The sequence below is a fragment of the Kitasatospora sp. NPDC008050 genome, assembly GCF_042957465.1.
Lineage (GTDB): Bacteria > Actinomycetota > Actinomycetes > Streptomycetales > Streptomycetaceae > Kitasatospora.
The window spans coordinates 286828-308278 of sequence record NZ_JBIBIJ010000010.1 but is presented as its reverse complement, the minus strand read 5'-3'; the positions used below and the strand labels follow the sequence as shown (position 1 = coordinate 308278).

The window sequence follows — 21451 nt, the reverse complement described above, 5'->3', positions numbered from 1 at the left end:
TGACCGGGCTGGGGGAGGTGCCGGCCTGGATGCGGGCGGCCGGGCGGCCGGGCGGGCAGGCCGGTCAGCCCAGGAACGCGGCCTCGATCCAGCGGCGCACCGCGCGCGGCCGCATCCGGTGCAGGCCCGCGGCGGTGTCGGCGACCCGCTGCGGCCCGCCCACGGAGAGGAACTTCTGCCGCATCATCTCGGCGTGGTTCACCCGGGTGTCCGGCCCGGCCGCGCCGATCGGGATGAGGCGGGAGCGGGTGACCGTGCGGCCGTCCTTCATCCGCACCACGACGCGGGCGCCGGTGGCCTTGGTGGAGCCGGTGAAGTCGGGGGCGTCGCCGCCGAGGGTGCCCACCAGCTCGACCAGTTCGTCGCCGCCGAAGCTGCGCAGCCAGGGCGTGGCCAGCGGGCCGGCCTCGCGCACCGCCTCGCCGAACGGCGCGTCGGAGGCGAAGAGTTCGCGGGTCATCGCGGTGTCGTGTTCGAGGCGGATCCGGCGGGCCAGGTTCCAGCGGGCGGGGTCGTCCAGCAGTGGCGAGGAGAAGTCGTCCACGCCGAACTCCCCGGTCAGCAGCGTGGTGGCGACCGGGTAGGGCACGTCGAGGACGAGCGCGCCGAGCGGGGAGCCGGGGCCGCAGATGTAGGAGGAGGCGCGCTGCCCGGCGAAGAGGGTGTACAGCGAGGCCTCGACCACGATGTCCGCGACGTCCTCGGGGCGGATCGGCCCCAGGATCCGGTGGATCTCCGCGGCGCAGTCGATCGCGGCGTCGATGCCGGGGCCGCCGGGGTGCACCTTGAACGACAGGGTGTCGGTGTGCCAGCGCCGGCCCAGGCCCTTGGCGACCGCCTGGGGCAGCGGGACGGTGGCGAACCGGGCGAGGAAGCCGTCCTCGTGCTCGATGATGTCGGGGGCGCCGCGCAGGCCGGCGATCGCGCCGTCGCAGGCGTCCATGGCGGTGCGCACCGGCGTGAAGGTGTTGAACAGCCGTGCGTCGCTCGCCAGGAACCCGCGCATCAGCGGCCAGTTGGGCATGGCCAGGGCGAGGCCGAGGGCGTCCTCCCAGACCCGGCCCGGGGCCCGGTCGCTGTGCAGCCGCCCGGCGACCGCGCCGGCCAGGTGGGTGTGCACCGCGCTCTGGCCGCGCAGCGGGCCCAGGGTGGCCGAGGCGGTGATCCGGGCGGCGCACTCGTTGGCGGCCACCACCGCGGTGAGCAGCGAAAGGCCGTCCAGCTGCCGCGCGTAGGCGTAGGCGAGCGGAACGGCGACGGTGGAGTTGGACAGGTGGCCGGCGTAGGCGGTGTCGTCCAGGTTGAGCCAGGAGCCGAGCGCCGCGAACATCGCGGCGGAGGCGCGGGGGTCGGGCTGCAGCGGGTGGCCGAAGGCGGCGACCAGGCGCCGGCCCAGCGGGTGGGCCAGTCCCGCGCGGATCGAGGCCGCCTGGGAGAGCACCTGACTGGCCGCCAGTTTGAGCACCCGGCAGGGTATGTCGGTGGGGCGCAGGGCCGCGGCCCAGTGCGCCAGCTCCCGCAGCGGGGTGTCGGCCGTGGCACGCGGGCGGTGCCCGGCGGTGGGTCGCTGCCACTCCTCGCACAGGGTGGACAGCACGTCCTCGCTCAGGATCGACGCCATGGGCTGTGTCACATCCCTTGTCCGGTCTGGGGCCTGTCCAGCGGATCTTGCCGGACAGGCCCTGGGTAGGCGAAAAAGCAGAACGGGAGCTGCCGGGTACGGGGGTGAACCCGGCAGCTCCCTGTTCGGGTCGGGCGCCCTGGGGTGGGCGCCCGACCGGTCAGGCGGCGGGCAGCTTGTCGAGGAAGCCGTAGACGCCCTTGATCCGGCCGTCCTCGTCGGTGACGGCGACGTCGAAGCCGATCGCGATCGGCTCGGCACCCGCCTCGGTCACCAGGCCCCACTGGAAGCGGGCGATGTTGTGGTGGGTGTCGACGGCGCCGTGCAGCTCGAAGGAGAGGCCCTTGAACTGGTCACGGGCGCCGGTGATGACGGCCGCGATGCCCTCGTGGCCCGCCACGGCGGCCAGCGGGTCGATGTACGGGGCGTCCGCGGTGAACAGCCCGGCGATGGCGGCCGCACGCTTGTCGGCGTCCGCCTCGTTCCAGATGGCGAGGTAGCGGTTGACGGTCTCGACCAGGTCGCTCATGGTGTGTCCCTTCGATACGGGGGATTCGCATACGGGTAACGGAGTGGCGCAACGGTGTGCCGCGGGTGCGGCGGTGCGGTGCGGATGGCTGCCGCACCAGGTGACCGGCTGCCGCGGGTGCGCGCTGGAGCGCGCCGACGGCGGCGCCGGAAGCTCGGTGTTCAGTCGGTCGGTGCCCAGGCGGCCAGGGCGCCCGGCATGACCTCGAAGGTCGCGCGGGAGCCGATCTCCATCTGGTACTCCCCGTCGTGTTCGAGGGGGAGCCGTTCACCGTCGGTGCGTTCGACGGTGATCCGCCGGCCGCGGGCGTAGACGGTGGCCGGGTGGGTCAGGTGGGCGGCCTGGAGGGTGAGGGCGGGCACCTCGGCGGCCGGCAGGTCGCCGATGACGCAGACGTCGAGCAGGCCGTCGTCGAGCAGCGAGTGCGGCAGCACCAGGTACTGCCCGCCGCGGTAGCGGCCGCCGCCGACGTTGGCCAGCGTGGTCGGGCCCTCGTGCACCACCCGGCCGTCGACGGTGACCCGCCCCGGGTACGGGGTGTAGCCGCGGGCGGTCTCGGCATAGGCCCGGGCGTAGCGGGCCCGGCCGGCCTCCGGCACGGTGCGGGCGGTGAGCAGCGAGTCGGCGATCACGCCGGAGCAGCCGCCGAGGTAGACCACCCGGTCGGTCTCGACGAGTCTGGCCAGGTCCAGGCGGCGCAGTCGGGAGCCGCCGCCCGGGCCGGAGTCGGCCAGCACCGACTTGAGGGTCTCGGCCCAGAAGCGGTCGCCCCAGAGCATCCGGTAGCCGGAGTTGCCGGTGCCGCCGGGGACGACGAAGAGCGTCGCCTCGGTGCCCCGGGCGTCGACCAGCCCCTGCACCACCTCGCGGACGGTGCCGTCGCCGCCGATCGCCACGACCAGGTCCGGTGCGCCCTCGGTGCGTTCGAGTGCGTGCCGGACCGCGGTGGTCGCGTCGCCGGGGGCGGTGGTGCAGTACACCTCGGCGTGCCGCAGGTAGTCGGCGCAGAGCTCCTCGACCTCGTAGACCAGCTGCGGGTTGTGCGAGCCCGAGGCCGGGTTGGCGACGATGAGGGCCCGGGACGGGCCAGCCGCGTGGATGGGATCGGCCATCTCCGGGACTCCTCCTTCAGTCGATGGATCCAGTCGGTGAATCGGGTGGCGGCCGGGGTTGCGGTGGCCGCCGCATCGCATCTGTCTCGACTATGACGAACCGGGCTGACGGGGCCCTGACGCGTGGCTGACCGGGCGTCAGCTCACGGCAACTGCCGCGCCGGGGCCGCCGGCTCAGCGGCCGGCCGCCACCAGGCGCTGGAGCCGGTGCGCGAAGTGGCTGGTGACCGCCTGGGCGTGGCTGTCGATGTAGAAGTGGCCGCCGGCGTACTCGTTGTGGCCCAGGTAGCCGGGGGTGCGCTCGGCCCAGTGCGACATGGCGTCCGGGTGCTCCTGCAGCGGGTCCGAGCGGCCGCCGTAGGAGGCCAGCGGGCACTCGACCTTGGCGCCGTCGTCGACGTACTGGGCGGCCACCCGCAGGTCGGCACGGAGCGCCGGGACGACCAGGGCGAGCATCTGCGGGTTGTCGTAGACCTCGGCGGGGAAGGAGCCCAGCTTCTTGATCCACTCGACCATCTCGGCGTCGGGCATCCGGCTCTGCTCCTCGGTGGGCTGGAAGAAGCCCTCCGGCGACCAGCCCGACATGCCGATCATGATCGGCTTCGGGCCGCCCTCCTGCTCCATCTTGATGGTCAGCCGGAACGCCAGCTGGGCGCCGAGGCAGTGGCCGAAGAAAGCGAACGGACGGTCGTCCAGATCGTCGAGCACCGCGTCGTACAGCGCCTCCAGCAGCGGGTCCCAGTCCTCGTAGCTCTCCTCGTAGCGGCGGTTGTGCCGGCCGGGCAGGGTCACCGCCTGCGGGGCGATGTCGGCCGGCAGCAGGGACTCCCAGTCACGGTAGATGACGGCCCCGCTGCCGGCGTGCGGCAGCATGAACAGCCGAACGGAGGCGTCCGAGGAGGGTTCCACCGGGTGGAACCAGTGGCCCGCCTTCGACATCTCCTGGCCCAGAACATTGGTCACGATGCACTCCCAAGGGCGATGGTCGGTGAGCCGAGCGCGCGCACCGCGGGGAGCAGCACCTCGGCGATCTCCTGAAGTTGCGGTTGCGGGTCGTAGGACCCGATCCGGATCACGATGTGCCGGGCGCCGGCCCGCACGTAGCCGGCCAGCCATTCGGCGCAGCGCTCGGCGCTGCCCCAGCCGTAGGCCTGGATGGCGGCCATCTGCTCCAGCGAACGGCCGTAGTAGTGGCTGATGTAGTGCTCCAGCTCGGCCTTGGCCGCGGCCTCGTCCCGGTTCACGGTGATCGTGGCGTAGAGCGCGGGGGTCACCGCCTCCGGGGCCCGGCCGGCCTCGACACAGAGCTCGGCGAGCTGCTTGCGGGCGCTCGCGTAGGCCTCGGTGGAGGGCAGGAAGGGCAGCCAGCCGTCGTAGTCGCGGGCGACCCGGGCCAGCACCTTGGGCGTGTCACTGCCGGCCAGCCAGAGCGGCGGGCCGCCCGGGGTGCTGGGCCGCGGCAGCCGGTCCAGGCCGGCGGCCTGCCAGTGCTTGCCCTCGAAGGAGGTCGGCGCGCCGGGCTCGCCCGCCTGCCAGGCCCGCCGCCACAGCGCGGTGATCTCGTCCAGCCGGCCGACCCGGCCGGCGAAGGAGGCGCCGACGGAGGCGAACTCGGCCTCGGTCTCGGGCATCGGGAAGCCCGAGCCCAGGCCGAGCACCAGGCGGCGGGAGGCCACGTGGTCCAGGCTGGCGATCAGGTTGGCGCCGATCAGCGGGTGGCGCAGGGCGGGGGTGAGCGCGGCGGTGCCGACCGTGATCCGGCTGGTCACCGCCGCGGCGGCGGACAGCACGACCAGCGGGTCCAGCCGGGGGCGGGCGGTGAGCGAGTCACCCGCCCACAGCGAGTCGAATCCCAGCGACTCGGCCTGCCGCGCGAAGTCGAGCAGCGGCGCGGCCGAGTAGCCGCCACTGATGGCCTGCTCCCGGGTCGGCAGCAGGATGCCCAGCTGGGGTGGCCCGGCGGACGAGGACATGACGGTCTCCGATCGTGGAAGGGCTGATGATGCGTCAGATATCGTTGGTTCGGCCGACCTTCAGCCGGCCTTGTGCAGGCTCTCGCGGACGGTGCGGCGCAGCACCTTGCCGGAGGGATTGCGCGGCAGCTCGTCGACGATGTGGTACGCGGTGGGGATCTTGTAGTCGGCCAGCCGGCCGCGCAGCGACAGCATCAGCTCGCGCGCGGTGACGCTGTGCCCGGGCCGCAGCACGACGCAGGCGTGCACGCTCTCGCCCCAGCGGGTGTCGGGCAGACCCACCACGGCGGCGTCGGCCACCGCCGGGTGGTTGCCCAACTCCATCTCCACCTCGACCGGGTAGATGTTCTGGCCGGCCACGATGATGGTGTCGTTCATCCGGTCGCACAGGTAGACGTACCCGGCCACGTCCAGATAGCCGGCGTCGCCCATGTGCAGCCACTCGCCCACCACGGTCCTGGCGGTCGCCTCGGGCAGGTTCCAGTAGCCGAGCATCCGGGAGGGGGTGCGGATGCAGATCTGCCCGATCCGGCCGGGCGGCAGCTCCTCGCCGTCCGGGCCGATCACCTTCACCTCGTTGCCCGGGCAGGGCCGGCCCACCGACCGCAGCCGTCCGACGCCCGGACGGTGGTCCTCGGGTGGCAGGCAGACCGCCACGCTGCCGGTCTCGGTGCTGGCGTAGATCTGGGTGAACTCGCAGCCGAAGGCCGCCAGGCACTCCTGCAGCAGCAGCTCGGACATCGGCGCCGCGCCGTAGGCGATCTTGCGCAGCGAGGTGAAGGAGGCGGGCCCCGCCTCCCGTTCGGCCATCAGCATCTGCAGCATGGCCGGGGCGGCGAAGGTGATGGTGACCCGCTGCTCGCGGATCAGCCGCACCGCCTCCTGCGGGATGAACTGCGGCATCACCACGTTGACCGCGCCGGCGTTGAAGCCGTGCATGAACCAGCCGATGCCGGCGATGCCGAAGCCGGGCAGCGAGATCAGGCTGACGTCCTCGGCCTGCCAGTCGATCCAGTCGACGCCGTGCTCGCGCATCGCCGCCGGCAGGCTGAAGAAGCTGCGGTGGGCGAGCACCGCGCCCTTGGGCAGGCCGGTGGTGCCGCTGGTGTAGATCTGCACCACCGCGTCGTCGGGGCCGGTGCCCGGGTCGAGGTCGGTGTCGGGCTGTCCGGCGTACCAGGCGCGCAGGCCGGCGCCGCGGTCCGCCGCGCCCTTGGGGTCCGTGCCGTCCAGCGCCACCACGGTCCGCAGACCGGGCAGCTGCGGGCGGACCGACTCCAGGGCGGCGGCGAACTCGGCGTCCACGTAGACCAGGACGGCGCCGGAGTCGCGCACGATGTGCTCCACCTCGGTGGCGGTCAGGCGCCAGTTGACCGGCACCGTCACCGCCCCCGCCTTGGCGCCCGCGAGGAGCGCCAGGTAGTAGTACTCCGACTCGCGTCCCAGGTACGCCACCCGGTCGCCGCGTCGCACGCCCGCCGCGAGCAGGGCGTGGGCGGCCCGGTTGCTCTCCCGGTGCAGCTGCCCGTAGCCGGTGGTCCGGCCCTCGCAGACGATCGCGGGCCGGTCGGCCCGGGTGTCGGCGTGCGCGCGCGAGGTGTGGACCAGCGTCCACGCTCGGTTGTCTTCCACTGTCTGTCTCCGAAGGTGTCGAAGGTGGCGGCCGCGGCGGTGCGGGCGGCCCGGCTCAGGCGCCGGCCGGGGCGAGCTGCTCCTCCAGGAAGGCGCTGAGCTGACGCACCGTGGGGTGGTCGTACGTCAGGGAGGCGGGCAGCGGGAGCCGGAAGGCGGCCTCCAGGCCGGTCTTGACGGTCTGCGCCATCAGCGAGTCCAGGCCCAGCGAGAGGAACTCGGCGTTCGGCGAGAGCTCGTCGCCGCCCTCCATGTGCAGCACGTCGGCGACCTTCTCGCGCACCAACTGGTCGATCAGCGCCAGTCGTTCGGGCTTGGGCAGGGCGGCCAGCGCCTGCGGTTCGAAGCTGCCGTCGGCGGCCTCGCCCTGGCGGGCCAGGCGGTCGTAGAAGGCGTCCTCCACCCCGCCGACCACATAGCGGTCCCAGTCGAACTCGCCGACCAGCCGCTGGGTGCGCGGGCCGTCCCAGAGCCGGGCCAGGGTGGCCAGGGCCCGGGTGGGGGAGAAGAACCGCACGCCGCTGCGCTCGATCTCGGCGATCAGGTGCTCCTCCAGCCGGGCCGACATGCCGACCCGCGCCCAGGCCGCCCAGTTGACGGACAGACCGGGCAGGCCCTGCCGGGTGCGCCACTCGGCGAGGCTGTCCAACGCGGCGCCGGCGGCGGCGTAGTGGCCCTGGGTGGCGCCGCCCAGGACGGCGGCGATGGAGGAGTAGGAGACGAAGAACTCCAGCTCCGGGAAGGACGCCGCGGCCTCGTGCAGCAGCCAGCCGCCGTAGGCCTTGGCGGCCAGCTGGTCGTCGATCGCCTCCCAGGTCAGGTCCGCGATCAGGGTCTTGTCGAAGGAACCGGCCGCGTGCACGATCCCGCCCAGCGGGCGGGCGGCCGTGTGCAGCAGGCCGGCCAGCCGCTCGACGTCCTCGGGACGGCTCACATCGGCCCGCACCACCTCGACCTCGGCCCGCTCGGAGAGCTCGGCCAGCAGCCGGGCGGCCTCCTCGGTGGCGCGCCCGCTGCGGCTGACCAGGGTCAGGTGCCGGGCGCCCAGGTCGACCAGCTTCGCGGCGGTGACCAGGCCGAGGCCGCCGAGGCCACCGGTGACCAGGTAGCCGCGGTCCGGCCGGACGGTGGCGGCGGCCCCGGCGGCTGCCGGACGCAGGCCGGTGAGGTCCACCCAGGCCCTCTCGCCGCGGGCAGCGGCGCGCAGCGCCTCGCCGGTCTCCTCGCCCAGGTAGGTTCCGGCCCCGCCCTGGGCGGCGGCCGGCTCGACGGCGGCGGAGGGCACCAGCAGGGTGCTGCGGAACGCGCCGTCCCAGCGCACCAGGACCTCGGTGCCCGGGGCGTGGGCCGCCTGCGGGCCCGCGGCCCGCACGATGCCGCGGGCGAGCGAGCCGAGCACCGGCCCGCGCTCGCCGCTCTCGGCCCGGGAGGCGTCGAACGCCACCGCGGCGTCCTCGGCCGTCAGGGCGACGGCGGTGACCTCGACCCGGACCTGGTCGCCGGTGGGGGCCTCGTCGACGGCCGCTTCGAGCGCCAGGTCGGACAGGTCGCCACTGGCCGGGGCACGCAGCTCGAAATCGCCCGAGGCGGGGGCGGCGGTGTCGCCGGCGACCAGCCGGCGCACGTAGCGCCGCCCGGCGCGCAGCGCCACCTGGTGTTCGCCGGCCGGCTGCGCGGTCAGCTCGGCGGCCAGCGGCGCGAGCGAGTCGGCCGGGTCCAGGTCCACCAGCGTCACCCGGTACTGCGGGTACTCGCTGAGCAGCACCCGGCCGAAGCCCCACAGGGTGGCGGCGGCCAGGTGCCCGCCGGTGCCCTGCGGATCGCCGGGCAGCCACTGGGCCCCCTCGGTGACCAGCCACAGCCGCGGTGGGCGGCGGGAGGCGGCAGCGGCCAGGGCGGCCGGCAGGGCGAGCAGTTCGCGGTAGTTGGCCTCGCACTCGGCGCGCAGCCGCGCGAGGGAGGGCGCGGTGGCGTCCTGGGGGCGCCAGACCCAGCAGACGTCGGTGACGCCCGGTTCGCGCAGCGCCTCGGCCAGGGCGGCCGCATCCGCGCACGGGGTCACCGCGACGTCCGGGCCGGCGGCGGCCCGGAAGGCCTCCAGCGCGGCGGCGGTGTCCACCGCGGCGGCCCCGGCGGCGATGGCACCGGCCGCGGTGGCCGGGCGCTCGCGGTCGACCAGGACGATGTGCCGGGCGGCCGCGCCCGCGGCGGGCGCCAGGGCCCGGCGCACCCAGAGGGGCCGGTGCAGGAAGCTGCGTGCTCCCGCGCGGCCCTCGGGACGCGCCAGCTCGACCCCGCGCAGCTCGGCGACCGGCCGCTCGTCCTCCAGCAGCAGCAGGTCCGCGGTGTGGCGGCCCGCCTCGGTGCCGACCTTGGCGAGGACCAGCAGCTCGCCGCCGCGCGGCTTGCGGTGCAGCGTCAGGGCGCCGATCGCCCGCGGTTCGAGCACCGGGCCCTCGGGGTGCAGGACCACGCCGGCGAGCAGGGCGGCGTGCAGCAGCTCGGCGGGCAGCTGCTCGACGGCGGTGCTGTCCTTGCCGCGCACCCGCGCGCTGAGCAGGCCGTTCTCGTGCCGGCAGACCTCCAGCAGGTGGCGGATCCGCGGTCCGTGCGGGTGGCCGACGGAGGCGAGGTCGGTGTGCAGGTCCTCCTCGTCGATCCGCAGCACGGTGGCGCCGAGGTCGCCCGGCGCGGGCCAGGCGGCGGCGGGCGGAGCGGCGGGGGCGATCCGGGCGGTGGCGTGCACGAGCTCCTCGCCGTCGACCAGGGTGACCACCGCGACCTCGGCGCCACCGGCCGCGGCGCGCCGCAGCCGGTGGCGCACGGTGACGGGGTTCTCGGCGTCCAGCACCAGCGGTGCGTGCAGCCGCAACTCCTCGACGGCGCCCCGGGTGTGGCCCTCCACGGCGTCCTGGAGCGCGAGCAGCAGGTCCGGGTAGGCGCCGGCGGGCAGCGTCAGGCCGTCCTCGGTGGCCAGGTCGGCCAGTGCGCCGAGGTCCTCGACGACCAGGTCGGCGCTGAACTCCACGGTGTCGCACGGCTCCTGCTGGCTCACCCGGGTGCCGAGCAGCGGGTGGTGGGCGGCGCCGCCGGTGGCGGTGGCGCGGCGCGGGCCGGGGGAGGGCAGCCAGTAGCGCTTGCGCTGGAAGGCGTAGGTGGGCAGCGGGATCTGGGCGGGGGCCGGGGTCCCCTCGTGCAGCCGCTCGAAGGAGAGCGGCAGGCCGGCGGTGTAGTAGGCGCACAGCGCGTCGAGCAGGGCGTTGCCGTCCTTGTCGCGCCGCCGCAGGCTGGGCAGCCACAGGTGGTCGGCCGGGTCGAGGCAGCGCTGGGCGAGGGCGGTCAGCGCCGCCGAGGGGCCGACCTCGATCATCGCGTGGCGGCCGCGCTTGGCCACCGCCCGGATGCCGGCCAGGAAGCGCACCGGCTCGCCGATGTGCCGCACCCAGTACTCGGGGGTGCCGATCTCGGAGAACCGCGCGGGCTTGCCGGTGAGGTTGGAGACCACGGTGATGGTGGGCTCGTGGAAGGTGATGTCCTTCAGCGCGGTGCGGAAGTCCTCGTAGACCTCCGCCATCAGCGGGGAGTGGAAGGCGTGCGAGACGGCCAGGCGGTCGATCCGCACGCCGCGCTCGCGCAGCACCTCGGCGACCTGATCGAGCGGTGCCACGGCGCCCGAGATGACGCACTGCTCGGGCGAGTTGACGGCGGCCAGGGCCAGGTCGGGGTGGTCGGCGAGCAGCGGCTCGACCTCCTCGGCCGGCGCGTTGACGGCCAGCATGCCGCCCTCGGCGCGGACCGCCTGCATCAGCCGGGCGCGGGCGGCGACCAGGGCCACCGCGTCGGGCAGCTCCAGGACGCCGGAGACCGCGGCGGCGACGACCTCGCCGATGCTGTGGCCGATCAGCACGCTCGGCTTGGCCCCCCAGTCCATCCAGAGCTGGGCGAGCGCGTACTCCAGGGTGAACAGGGCCGGCTGGGTCAGCTCGGTGCGGTTCAGCGCCTGCGGATCGGCGGCGGTGCCCAGCAGCAACTCGCGCACCGAGCGGCCCAGATGGGGCTGGAACAGCTCGTCGCACCGGTCGACCAGCTCGCGGAAGAGCGCGTGGCGCCGGTAGAGCGCGGCGCCCATGCCCGGGTACTGCGAACCCTGGCCGCTGAACAGGAAGGCGATCTTGCGGATGCCCGCCGGCCCCTCGTGCTCGGTGTTCTGCGCGCGCTCCAGCAGCTTGTCCAGGGTGGCGTGGTCACCGACGATGCCGGCCACCCGGTAGGGGAAGTGGGTGCGGGCGGTGTGGCCGGTGCGGCAGAGCGCGTCGATCGCCACCTCCGGGCGCTCGGCGAGCAGCAGCCGGTAGGCGCCGGCCTGGTCGCGCAGCGCGGCGGCGCTCTTGGCGGAGAGCGTGAAGAAGCCAGCGGCGGGCGACTTCGCCTGCTCACCCCGCGGCTCCTGCTCGGGCGCGGCCGGCTGCGGGGCCTGCTCCAGGACGACGGCGCCGATCGTGCCGGCGAAGCCGAAGCTGTTGACGACGGCGCGCCGCACCGGGGCCGGCCACGGCTCGCACGCGGTGGGGACCCGGATCGGGTAGAGGTCCCAGGGGATGCGGCCGGAGGGGGTGGTCAGGTTGAGGTGCGGGTAGATGGTCGCCGAGCGGATCTGCAGCAGCGCCTTGATGACGCCGACCAGGCCGGAGGCGGGCTCCATGTGGCCCAGGTTGGTCTTCACCGAGCCGACCAGCAGCGGGTCGGCGCTGGTGTGCGAGTCGGCGAAGGCGTCGCCGATGGCGCCGAACTCGATCGGGTCGCCCAGCGGGGTGCCGGTGCCGTGCGCCTCCACGTACTGGATGTCGGCGGGCTCCAGGTGGGCGGCGGCGAGCGCGGCGCGGATCACCTTCTCCTGGGCCGGGCCGTTGGGCACGGTCAGTCCGGCGCTGTCGCCGTCCTGGCCGACCGCGGTGCCGCGGACCACGGCGTGGATCTCGTTGCCGTCCCGCAGGGCGTCCGACAGCCGCTTGAGGACCAGCACCCCGCAGCCCTCGGCGCGCGCGTAGCCGTCCGCGGACTCGTCGAAGGTCTTGCACTGGCCGTCGGGCGCGAGCATGTTCGCGTTGGAGAACATCACCGGGATGCGCGGGTGGTGCACGGCGTTGACGCCGCCGCACAGCGCGATCTCGCACTCGCCGGCGCGCAGGCCCTGGGCGGCCAGGTGCAGCGCCACCAGCGAGGAGGAGCAGGCCGTGTCGATGCTCATGCTGGGGCCGCGCCAGCCCAGGAAGTACGAGATCCGGCCGGACAGCGGGAACATGGTGATGCCCGAGGCGAGGTGGCCGTCCAGCTCGGTGTACGGCAGCGAGTCCAGCTCCAGGGCGTAGTCGATCGAACTGGCCCCGACGTACACCCCGCCGTCGCCCCGGCGCAGCGGGGTCGGGTCGATGCCCGCGTGCTCCAGCGCCTGCCAGGCCGTCTCCAGCAGCATCCGCTGCTGGGGGTCCATGTACTGGGCCTCCTTCGGCGAGATGTTGAAGAAGGCGGCGTCGAAGCGGTCGACGTGGTCCAGGAATCCGCCGCCGGTGGTGCGGATCTTGCCCCGGTCCTCCGGGCCCTGGGGCGTGAACGCCGCTACGTCCCAGCGGTCCTGCGGCAGCGGGCCGATGCCGGAGCGCCCCTCCCGCAGGAAAGCCTCGAACTCGTCGAGCGAGTTGCTGCCGCCCGGGAAGCGCAGACCGACACCGACGATGGCGATCGGTTCCGGCGGCTGCGGGTGCGTCACATCGGTCTTCGCTGCCACAGGCGACATGCCTGGTCCTACCTTTCGGATGTGGGGTCAGTGCTGGGCGGCATGGCCTGGGCCCGACCGGCGCAGGCGGGTGGAGCCAGGGCGGGTCCTGGGGCCGGCCGGGTCCTGGCCGGCGAGTGGCCGGGCGGCACTAGCCGGCGAGTGCATCGGTGAGGTGCCCGACCAGGCGCTCGACCGTGGGCTCGTTGAACAGCACGTTCGCGTTGATGGCGAGGCCGAGCCGGGACTCCAGGCGCTCGCGGATCTCGCTCAGCCGCAATGAGGTGAGGCCGAGGTCGAAATAGCTGGTCTCCTGGGGAAGGTCCTCGTGCTCGGACATGAGCAGGTATTCCCTGAACATCTGCTGGACGACGGTCTCGACTTCCTCGCGTATTTCCAGCGGCGACAGCCCGCGCAGATCGAGCGGCGCTGAGTTCTCGGTTTTCATGGCAGAGCCCCAATCCAGGGACAGCGAATGGCGGACCGGTGTGCGGATCATCCAAGCCGCCGGGGCTGACGCGGGGCTGAGGCATCGCTGACGCGTTCGAATTCCGTACGTCAGTGGCCTGTTGGGGCTGCGGTCGGCGGGTGGGCCCGGTCCGGCGAGGATCAGCAGGGCGTCAGCAACGAGTCAGATGAGATTGCGACCATCAAATCGCCCGAAAGCATGTTCTCCGGATCTGCACCAAGCACCCGCGCCCCGGTTCCACCGTGCGACGGAACTATTCCGGAACCCCACTCGGAAAGGCTGATGATGCTTCGCGGAACTGTACAGGAGGGAAGCGCCGAGGCGTACTCCCGATCAACCGGGACGGCCGGCCGGGCCGAATCCGTCAAGCAACTGAAGAGTTATGACCTCCTTATCGGGGGTCAGGATGTCCCGGGTGACGGCTGGGTCTACACCGTCAGCGGCCGCTCCCTGCTGGAGGACGTCTTCACCAGCGTGAGCCTCAAGCGCACCCTGGAGCAGGACCCGGAGTCCGAGGTCGCCCTCCACCCCTACGTGGTCGGGCGCTGCGCCGTCGCGAACGACGCGGCCATCGACTGGGCCACCCAGGCGGCCGCCGCCGCGGCCCCGCTGTGGGCGGCGGTCCCGCTGGAGCACCGGATGAAGCTGGGCACCCGGTTCCGTGAGGAACTCATCGCCCGCCAGGACGAGTTCCTGGAGATGCTGGTCGCCGAATCGCACCCGGTGAAGCTGGCCCGCTGGGAGCTCAGCTGCCTGCTGCAGATCTACGCCCCCGGCAGCCTGCGCTGGTACACCAAGCAGATGCGGGTCGAGAAGGAGTACGGCGACCGCAAGCTGATCCTGCACCGCCAGCCCGACGGCGTGGTCGGCTTCAACCCGCCGCAGAACGCGCCGCTGCCCAGCGCCGCGCTCTCCGTCCTCGCGATGATGGCCGGCAACGCGGTCGTGGTGCGTGCCCCGCGCAGCATCGCGCTGAGCACCATGTGGCTGCTGCGCGACGTCGTCGCCCCGTTGCTGGAGGAGCTCCAGGCGCCGCCCGGCGTGCTCAACGCGATCTGCTCCAACCCCAAGCAGACGATGGACCGTTGGGTGGCCGACCCGCTGATCGACGACATCTTCTACATCGGCGGCAGCCAGGAGGGCCTGAAGTTCGAACAGGACTGCGTGGCCAACGGCAAGAAGCCGATCCTGGAGCTGGCCGGCAACGACGGCATCGTGGTGTGGTCCGACGCCGACGTGAAGTACGCGGCCGAGGCCATCACCGAGTCCTTCTACGGCTCGGGCCAGATCTGCATGGTGCCGAACTACGTGCTGGTCCACCCCGCGGTCGCCGACGCGCTGATCGCCGAGGTCTGCGAGCAGGTCAAGGGCATCAAGCCGGGCCTGCCCGAGCAGGAGGACGTGCTGCTCTCCCCGGTCCGCCGCAGCGAGCGCTTCTTCCGCCTGCTGCGCCAGGCGCTGGGCAACGGCGCGGAACTGCTCACCGGCGGCAACCGGATGGAGGTGGACGGCACGGTGTCGGACACCGGCGTCTTCCTGCAGCCGACCGTGGTGAAGGTCTCCGGCCTCAAGGACGCCCGCAGCTACGACGTGGTGCGCGAGGAGACGTTCTTCCCGCTGATCCCGATCATCGTGCCCGAGGCCGATGACGACGACGCGCTGCTGGAGGCCTTCCTCGGCTTCGTCAACAGCAACGACTACGGCCTGCGCAACTCGCTCTGGGCCGGCTCGGACGAGGTGATCGACACCTTCGTGCGCCGGGTGGTCAACGGCGGTCTGCTGAAGGTCAACGACTCGCACATCGGGTTCCTGCCCTACCTGCCGAGCCACGGCGGGACCGGTCGCACCGGTGGCGCCTTCGGTGAGGCGAACTACCCCATGCTCAAGACCTCGCACGTCCAGGGCGTCAGCATCGCGCGCGGCGTGAGCCCCTACCGGGCGGTCTTCGGCGACTGAACACGCCTGTCCAGTTGTCCAGTTCACGATCGATCGGAGGTATTCCGTTGCGTTCCCTCGACGCCGCCCGGGCCGTCTGTGAGCGGTACCACCCGGGCCTGCTCAAGGAGTTGGAGAACATCCCGTTCGCCGAGCGGGAGAAGCCCGGCAGCCCGGTGATCGACCTGTTCCGGGTCTACGGCGGAGTCGGCCTGCTGGTGCCCACCGAGTACGGCGGGCACGGCGCGGACCCCCTGGACGCGCTGCTGGTCCAGCAGGCGCTGGGCGCGATCTCGCCCTCGCTGGCCGCCGCGGTGACCATGCACCACTTCACCGTCGCCATGCTCTACTCGCTGGCCGGCCGCTCCGACCGGCTCACCGACGCCCAGCTGAACCTGCTGCGCCGGGTCGTCCAGGACCAGCAACTGCTGGCCTCGGGCTGGGCCGAGGGCCGGACCCAGGCGAACATCCTCACCCCGGCGGTCACCGCGCGGCCGGTCCAGGGTGGCTACCTGCTGTCGGGTTCGAAGAAGCCGTGCAGCCTGTCGGCCTCGATGAGCCTGCTGACCGCCAGCATCGCGGTCTACCACGAGGACGGCCCCGCCGAGCTGGCGCTGGCCCTGGTGCCGGCCTCGGCGCCGGGTCTGAGCGTGCACCGCTTCTGGGGCAACGAGCTGCTGGCCGGCGCCGAGAGCGACGAGGTGCGGCTGGCGGACGTGTACGTCCCCGAGGAGATGGTGGTGCGGGCCGGCGCCGACGACCCGCGCCGGCTGGACGACCTGCAGACGGCCGGCTTCGTCTGGTTCGAGACGCTGATCAGCGCCGGCTACGCCGGTGCGGCCGCCGCCCTGGTCGAGCAGGTGATCAAGCGCGAGCGCGGCGGCGTGCCGGAGCGGACCGACCTCGCCATCGAGCTGGAGGCGGCCCTCACCCTGCTGGAGAGCGCGGCCCGCGGCATCGGCCCACTCCCCGACGACGACGCGGTGGCGCGCAGCCTGGTCGCCCGGTACTCGGTGCAGCAGATGCTGCCCCGGATCGCCGCGCGGGCCCTGGAGCTGCTGGGCGGGCTGGACTTCATCCGCTCGAACAACCACACCGCGGCCGCGGCGGCCGTCCAGGCGCTCGCCTTCCACCCGCCGGCCCGGGCCGCCGCCAGCGAGCCGCTGCTGCGCTACTTCCGCGGCGAGGCCCTGGTGCTGGCCTGACCGGAGCCCGCCCCGCACTCGACCCGGACCCGTCGATCCGACCACCCCCATGCTTCCTTGGAGTGAGTACCCCGTGACCACCGTTTTGCAGGAGTCCGACCGGGCCGCCGCCTCGGCCGCTGCCCCAGCCGACAGCGAGGAGAGGATCCTCGGGCTGTACCGGGCCCACCTGAGCAAGGGCAGGGCCACCCTCGCCGAGCTCTTCGGCAGCCACATGGAGACGGCGTCCGAGGGCGCCTGGCTCACCACCAGCGACGGCGAGCGCTTCCTGAACGCCGGTGGCTACGGCGTGTTCATCATGGGCGCCCGCCACCCGATCGTGATGGAGGAGGTGGAGCGCCAGCTGCGCACCCACCCCACCGCCACCCGCATCCTGCTGGAGCCCACCGTGGCCCAGGCGGCGGAGGCGCTGGTCTCGGTCATGCCGCCGGGCCTGGACCGGGTGCACTTCGCGCTCTCCGGCGCCGAGGCGGTGGAGACCGGCCTCAAGCTGGCCCGCGCCGGCGGGTTCCGCCGCACCGTCTCGATGAAGGGCGGCTACCACGGCAAGACGATGGGCGCGCTGTCCGCCACCGCCAAGGAGGTCTACCAGGCCCCGTTCCGCCCGCTGGTGCCGGACTTCCTGCACCTGCCGTTCGGGGACGCCGACGCGCTGGAGGCCGAGCTCGCCGCCCACCCGGGTGAGGTCTGCGTGATCCTGGAGCCGGTCCAGGGCGAGGGCGGGGTCATCATCCCGCCCGCCGGCTACCTGAAGAAGGTGGAGGAACTGGTCCGCCAGTACGGCGGGTTCCTGATCCTGGACGAGGTGCAGACCGGCTTCGGCCGGCTCGGCACCTGGTGGGGCGCGGACGCCGCGGGCGTGGTCCCCGACGTGCTGCTGACCGGCAAGGCGCTGGGCGGCGGGGTGCTGCCGGTCTCGGCCGCCGTCGCCACCCGCAAGGCCTTCCGGCCCTTCGACAAGGACCCCTACGTCCACACCGCCACCTTCTCCGGCCAGCCGGTGCTGATGGCGGCCGTGCAGGGCGCGATCCGGGCCATGCACGAGGAGGACCTGGTCGCCAAGTCCGCCAGGCTCGGCGCCGAACTGCTGCCGAAGATCGCCGAGATCGCCCACCGCAACATCCCCGACCTGGTCGTGGACGTGCGCGGCCAGGGCACGCTGATCGGCCTGGAGCTCATCGAGGCGGGCCTGGCCGGCGAGTTGCTGATCGAGCTCTTCAACCACGGCGTGGTGGCCAACCACTCCATGAACGGCAGCTCGGTGGTGCGGTTCACGCCGCCCGCCGTGCTCACCGCCACCGACGTGGCGTTCCTGCTCAACTCCTTCGATCTGGCCACGCGCGACCTGGTGAAGGGCGCGGCCACTATGCCGGAAGGCGGTACCAAAAGTGCGGCACGTTGAACTGATCGCCCTTGTCCCCGGGCAGGAGGCCGCGGTGGTCCTCGACGCCGTGCGCCGCTGGGAGAAGTACCCCACGCTCGCCCCGCACGTGAAGGCGACCACGGTGCACGCGACGCTGCCGGAGCCGGTCGGCTCCTCCAGCTGGGAGCTGCACTTCCGCAGCGGCCTGCTGCGCTGGACCGAGGACGACGTCTTCGACCTGGCGGGCAACCAGATCCGCTTCGAGCAGACCGACGGCGACTTCGACAGCTTCACCGGCGTCTGGTCGCTGGCCCAGGAGGGCGACGGCGTGCGGGTGACCTTCGAGGCCGACTTCGACTTCGGCATCCCGAGCCTGGAGGGGATCCTCGACCCGATCGCCGAGCGGGTCATCAAGGAGACCGTGGCCTGGGCGCTGACCGGGCTCTACCCGGACACCGAGGTGGTCGGGGGCATCGAACTGACCACTCCCGCCGCTGCCGCCGTGTAGCCGCCCGCCTCTCCTGGAGCTGATGATGGATCAGGCAAATCCCTTCGAGACGCCGAAGACCTACTCCCTGCACCGCGCGGAGTACCTGGTCGCCTTCGCCGTCACCACCGGCCTGCTGATCGCCCACCTCGACCAGGTGCGCTGGCTGCCCGCGGTCGCGCTGTTCCTGTACATCGACCTGATCGGCTACATCCCGGGCGCCATCGCCTTCAAGCGCAGCGGCGGGCGGCCCATCCACAAGGGCTACTACGTGGCCTACAACGTGATGCACAGCCTCATCACGCAGGGCGCGGTCGCCGCGCTGTGGTGCCTGCTGGTGAAGCCGGAGTGGGCGCTGCTGGTGCTGCCCTTCCACCTCTTCGGTGACCGGGGCCTGTTCGGCAACTTCATGAAGTCCTTCGCGCTCCCCTTCGAACCGGTGCGCCAGAGCGGCTACCTGCGGCTGCTGGACGACCTCGGGCTGGCGCACCCCAAGCCGGTGGGGCACACCGGTGACCCGGTGCCGGTGGGGCACGTCCCCGCCAAGGCGGCGGCCGCCACCCGGCGTCCGCAGCCGGTCGGCGCACCGGCGGCCGTCACCCGATCGGCAGCAGAACGGGAACCGGTGCGATGAGCGCCGCGGCCGTCAGCGTTGCCGAACCCGTGGGCGGCCCCGCGCCGGTCGTCCGGCGTCCGGCCCGGCAGGACCCGGCCGAGCGGCGCCGGGCCCTGTACCACCTGGCCTCCCCGGTGTCGGTGCTCACCGTCAACCGGGACGGCCACCTGCACGGGACCACCGCCAGCACGGTCACCCTGATCTCCAAGGACCCGCTGCTGCTCGGGGTGTGCCTGCGGGTCGGCTCCTCCTTCGCCCAACTGGCGAAGGAGGAGGGCCGGTTCGCGGTCAACGTGCTCGGAGCCCAGCAGGCCGAGCTGGCCCAGCGGTTCGCCGGCCGGCGCCCGGACGGTCTCGGGCAGTTCGCCGGCGTGCCGTGGTCGCCCGCCCCCTACGCGGGCGCCCCGCTGCTCGACGGCGCGCTGGCCCACTACGTCTGCCGGGTGCACGGCACCCTCCCGCTGGGCGACAGCCTGGTGCTGCTCGGCCAGGTGGTGCACGCCACCGCCGTGGAGGACTCGCCGCTGCTGAGCTACTCCGGCGGCCTGTTCGCCGGTTTCCTGCGGCCGGTGCCCGCCCCACCGGTGCCCGGCTCGCACGCTCCTGCCCTGTCCGCCCCTGCCCTGTCCGCCCCTGCCCTGTCCGCCCCCGCCTTGTCCACCCACGCCTCGCCCGCCCCCGCCTCGCCCGTCCCGACATCGAAGGAGACATCGACATCATGAACCACCCTGTGGCGCCCGAGGCCGGCTGGGACACGGCTCCCGGCCTGCTCGACGGCGCGAAGGAACTCACCCTCGGCCCCGAGGAGTGCAACCTCGCCTACTGGTTCACCTCGGTGGCGCAGGGCACGCTCCGCGACCGCGGCGAGACCGGTCACCACCGGGACGCGGTGGTGCCGGACTTCCTCAAGGAGCCCGGCCCGCTGCGCGACGCGCTGGTGCTGGAGTTCGGCTTCCGGGGCCTCTCCGAGGAGATCGCCACCCGGCTGCTCGGCCACTACGTGGCCATCGCCCCCGGCGTGCCGGAACTGGAGTTCTACGCCACACAGTTGATCGACGAGGCGCGGCACGCCCGGGTGTTCCGCAACCACCTGGTGGAGCTCGGGCAGCCGGCCGCGACGCTGCTGCGCGACATCGACGAGATGGCCGCCGACTACCGGGCCCGGGTGCTGGAGCCGGTCGTCGACTTCACCCTCGACATCGTCCGGGACAAGGCCGACTTCCCCGGCGGCGTCGCGGTGTTCGCCATCGTCATCGAGGGCGTGCTGGCCCCCGCGGCCGAGCTGAGCGAGCGCAAGTGGACCCCGCTGTCGCCCGCCACCGGGGAGATCTCCCGCGGCACCGCGATTGACGAGATCCGCCACCTCACCGTGGCCAGCACCATCCTGCGCGACCACGTCGCCCGCCACCCCGAGTACCGCCCCCGGCTGCTGGAGATCCTGCGGGCCGGCGTCAAGCTCTGGGACGAGGTGCCCGACCGGGAGTTCGTGATCCACCGCGAGGAGCTGTTCCAGAAGGGCATGGTGCAGCACGCGGACCTGATCGGCGACTACGAGGTGTGGCCCGGCGTGCGGCTGCTGGACACCACCCCGGACCAGCGCTACGACATGGCCGAGCGGTGGACCGACGAGATGGCCGAGGCCCGGATGGCCTACATGGGCCTGCCGGTCGAAGTCCTCGCCTCCCCGGCGGCCGACCGGTGAGCCCCCACCGTGGCCCCGCCGCGGTACTCACCGGGCTCGGCGCCTACCTGCCGCCCCAGGTGGTCACCAACGAGGACCTGTCGCGCCGGCTGGACACCTCCGACGACTGGATCCGCAGCCGCACCGGCATCGCCAGCCGGCACATGGTCTCGCCCGGCACCGCCACCTCCGATCTCGCGGTGGAGGCGGGCTGGCGGGCGCTGAAGTCGGCGGGCGACGACCGGGTGGACGCCGTGGTGCTGGCCACCACCACCCCGGACCAGCCCTGTCCGGCCACCGCGCCGCAGGTCGCGGCCCGCCTGGGCCTGGGCCACGTGCCCGCCTTCGACGTGGCCGCGGTCTGCTCCGGCTTCCTGTTCGGGCTCGCCAGCGCCGAGGGGCTGATCGCCGCGGGCATCGCCGAGCGGGTGCTGCTGATCGCGGCGGACGCCTTCACCACGATCATCAACCCCGAGGACCGCACCACCGCGGTGATCTTCGCGGACGGCGCCGGCGCCGTCGTGCTGCGGGCCGGCGAGGCCGCCGAGCCCGGTGCGATCGGCCGTCACATCCTCGGCAGCGACGGCGAGTTGAGCCACCTGATCGAGGTGCCGGCCGGGGGCTCCCGGCAGCGCTCGGCAGGCCGGCCCGCCGAGCCCGGGGACGAGTACTTCCGCATGGTGGGCCGGGAGACCTACCGCCACGCGGTCGAGCGGATGACCAGCGTCTCCACCGAGGCCGCCGAGGCGGCCGGCTGGCGGCTGGACGAGGTCGACCGCTTCGTGGCCCACCAGGCCAACGCCCGGATCCTCGGCTCGGTCGCCGACCGGCTGGGGATCCCCGAGGACCGGCGGCTGAGCAACATCGGACACGTCGGCAACACCGGCGCCGCCTCGATCCCCGTGCTGCTCGCCGAGGCCGCTGCCGACGGCGGGCTCCAGCCCGGCCACAAGGTCCTGCTCACCGCCTTCGGCGGCGGGCTCTCCTGGGGCGCGACCACCCTCGTCTGGCCCGAGGTCGCCTCCACCTGATTCCACCTCACCCTGCCCGAAGTT

At 73.3% G+C, this 21451-nt stretch carries 16 protein-coding genes; 8 read left to right on the top strand and 8 right to left on the bottom strand.

Annotated features, from left to right (window positions below):
* Nucleotides 1–64 precede the first annotated feature (64 nt).
* The 8 genes from ACFZB9_RS21850 to ACFZB9_RS21815 form a co-directional block, all read right to left on the bottom strand.
* Nucleotides 65–1621: an MmgE/PrpD family protein gene (locus ACFZB9_RS21850; RefSeq protein ID WP_391449495.1), complete on the bottom strand. Its 1557-nt coding sequence runs from the start codon at nucleotides 1619–1621 to the stop codon at nucleotides 65–67.
* A 160-nt stretch (nucleotides 1622–1781) separates the two neighbouring features.
* Entirely contained in the window at nucleotides 1782–2150 is a 369-nt protein-coding gene (locus ACFZB9_RS21845; RefSeq protein ID WP_391449493.1) for a nuclear transport factor 2 family protein, read from the bottom strand.
* 161 nt (nucleotides 2151–2311) lie between these two features.
* Nucleotides 2312–3262, bottom strand: coding sequence for a diacylglycerol/lipid kinase family protein (locus tag ACFZB9_RS21840; protein WP_391449491.1), 951 nt, complete (start codon nucleotides 3260–3262; stop codon nucleotides 2312–2314).
* A 174-nt stretch (nucleotides 3263–3436) separates the two neighbouring features.
* Nucleotides 3437–4201 carry a thioesterase II family protein gene (locus ACFZB9_RS21835; RefSeq protein WP_391449534.1) on the bottom strand — a complete coding sequence of 255 codons (765 nt, stop codon included), beginning with the start codon at nucleotides 4199–4201 and terminating at the stop codon, nucleotides 3437–3439.
* A 20-nt stretch (nucleotides 4202–4221) separates the two neighbouring features.
* On the bottom strand, nucleotides 4222–5235 hold the full coding sequence (locus tag ACFZB9_RS21830) for an LLM class flavin-dependent oxidoreductase (protein WP_391449489.1): 1014 nt from the start codon (nucleotides 5233–5235) through the stop codon (nucleotides 4222–4224).
* 60 nt (nucleotides 5236–5295) lie between these two features.
* Nucleotides 5296–6867: a fatty acid--CoA ligase gene (locus tag ACFZB9_RS21825; RefSeq protein ID WP_391449487.1), complete on the bottom strand. Its 1572-nt coding sequence runs from the start codon at nucleotides 6865–6867 to the stop codon at nucleotides 5296–5298.
* A 55-nt stretch (nucleotides 6868–6922) separates the two neighbouring features.
* A complete protein-coding gene (locus tag ACFZB9_RS21820) occupies nucleotides 6923–12661 on the bottom strand; it encodes an SDR family oxidoreductase (protein ID WP_391449485.1) in 5739 nt (1912 codons plus the stop codon).
* A 130-nt stretch (nucleotides 12662–12791) separates the two neighbouring features.
* On the bottom strand, nucleotides 12792–13139 hold the full coding sequence (locus ACFZB9_RS21815; RefSeq protein WP_391449483.1) for an acyl carrier protein: 348 nt from the start codon (nucleotides 13137–13139) through the stop codon (nucleotides 12792–12794).
* A gap of 255 nt (nucleotides 13140–13394) precedes the next feature.
* Here ACFZB9_RS21815 and ACFZB9_RS21810 point away from each other — a divergent pair, with 255 nt between their 5' ends.
* Genes ACFZB9_RS21810 through ACFZB9_RS21775 form a run of 8 tightly spaced genes read left to right on the top strand, consistent with a single transcriptional unit; the run spans nucleotide 13395 to nucleotide 21427 of the window.
* The gene (locus tag ACFZB9_RS21810; protein WP_391449533.1) at nucleotides 13395–15065 is read left to right on the top strand and encodes an aldehyde dehydrogenase family protein; all 1671 of its coding nucleotides are present in this window, start codon (nucleotides 13395–13397) and stop codon (nucleotides 15063–15065) included.
* 47 nt (nucleotides 15066–15112) lie between these two features.
* A complete protein-coding gene (locus ACFZB9_RS21805) occupies nucleotides 15113–16249 on the top strand; it encodes an acyl-CoA dehydrogenase family protein (protein ID WP_391449481.1) in 1137 nt (378 codons plus the stop codon).
* A 49-nt stretch (nucleotides 16250–16298) separates the two neighbouring features.
* A complete protein-coding gene (locus tag ACFZB9_RS21800; protein ID WP_391449479.1) occupies nucleotides 16299–17651 on the top strand; it encodes an aspartate aminotransferase family protein in 1353 nt (450 codons plus the stop codon).
* Nucleotides 17638–18120, top strand: coding sequence for a type II toxin-antitoxin system RatA family toxin (locus ACFZB9_RS21795; RefSeq protein WP_391449477.1), 483 nt, complete (start codon nucleotides 17638–17640; stop codon nucleotides 18118–18120). Before ACFZB9_RS21800 ends, ACFZB9_RS21795 begins: the two co-directional genes overlap by 14 nt.
* A 25-nt stretch (nucleotides 18121–18145) precedes the next feature.
* Nucleotides 18146–18733 (top strand): hypothetical protein, encoded by a 588-nt coding sequence (locus ACFZB9_RS21790; protein ID WP_391449531.1) that lies wholly within the window; start codon nucleotides 18146–18148, stop codon nucleotides 18731–18733.
* A complete protein-coding gene (locus ACFZB9_RS21785; RefSeq protein WP_391449475.1) occupies nucleotides 18730–19437 on the top strand; it encodes a flavin reductase family protein in 708 nt (235 codons plus the stop codon). The genes ACFZB9_RS21790 and ACFZB9_RS21785 overlap by 4 nt, the downstream gene beginning before the upstream one ends.
* Complete coding sequence (locus ACFZB9_RS21780; RefSeq protein ID WP_391449473.1) at nucleotides 19434–20417, top strand: VlmB-like protein; 984 nt, start codon at nucleotides 19434–19436, stop codon at nucleotides 20415–20417. Before ACFZB9_RS21785 ends, ACFZB9_RS21780 begins: the two co-directional genes overlap by 4 nt.
* Nucleotides 20414–21427, top strand: a complete 1014-nt coding sequence (locus ACFZB9_RS21775; RefSeq protein WP_391449471.1) for a beta-ketoacyl-ACP synthase III — start codon at nucleotides 20414–20416, stop codon at nucleotides 21425–21427. The genes ACFZB9_RS21780 and ACFZB9_RS21775 overlap by 4 nt, the downstream gene beginning before the upstream one ends.
* The last annotated feature ends 24 nt before the right edge of the window (nucleotides 21428–21451 follow it).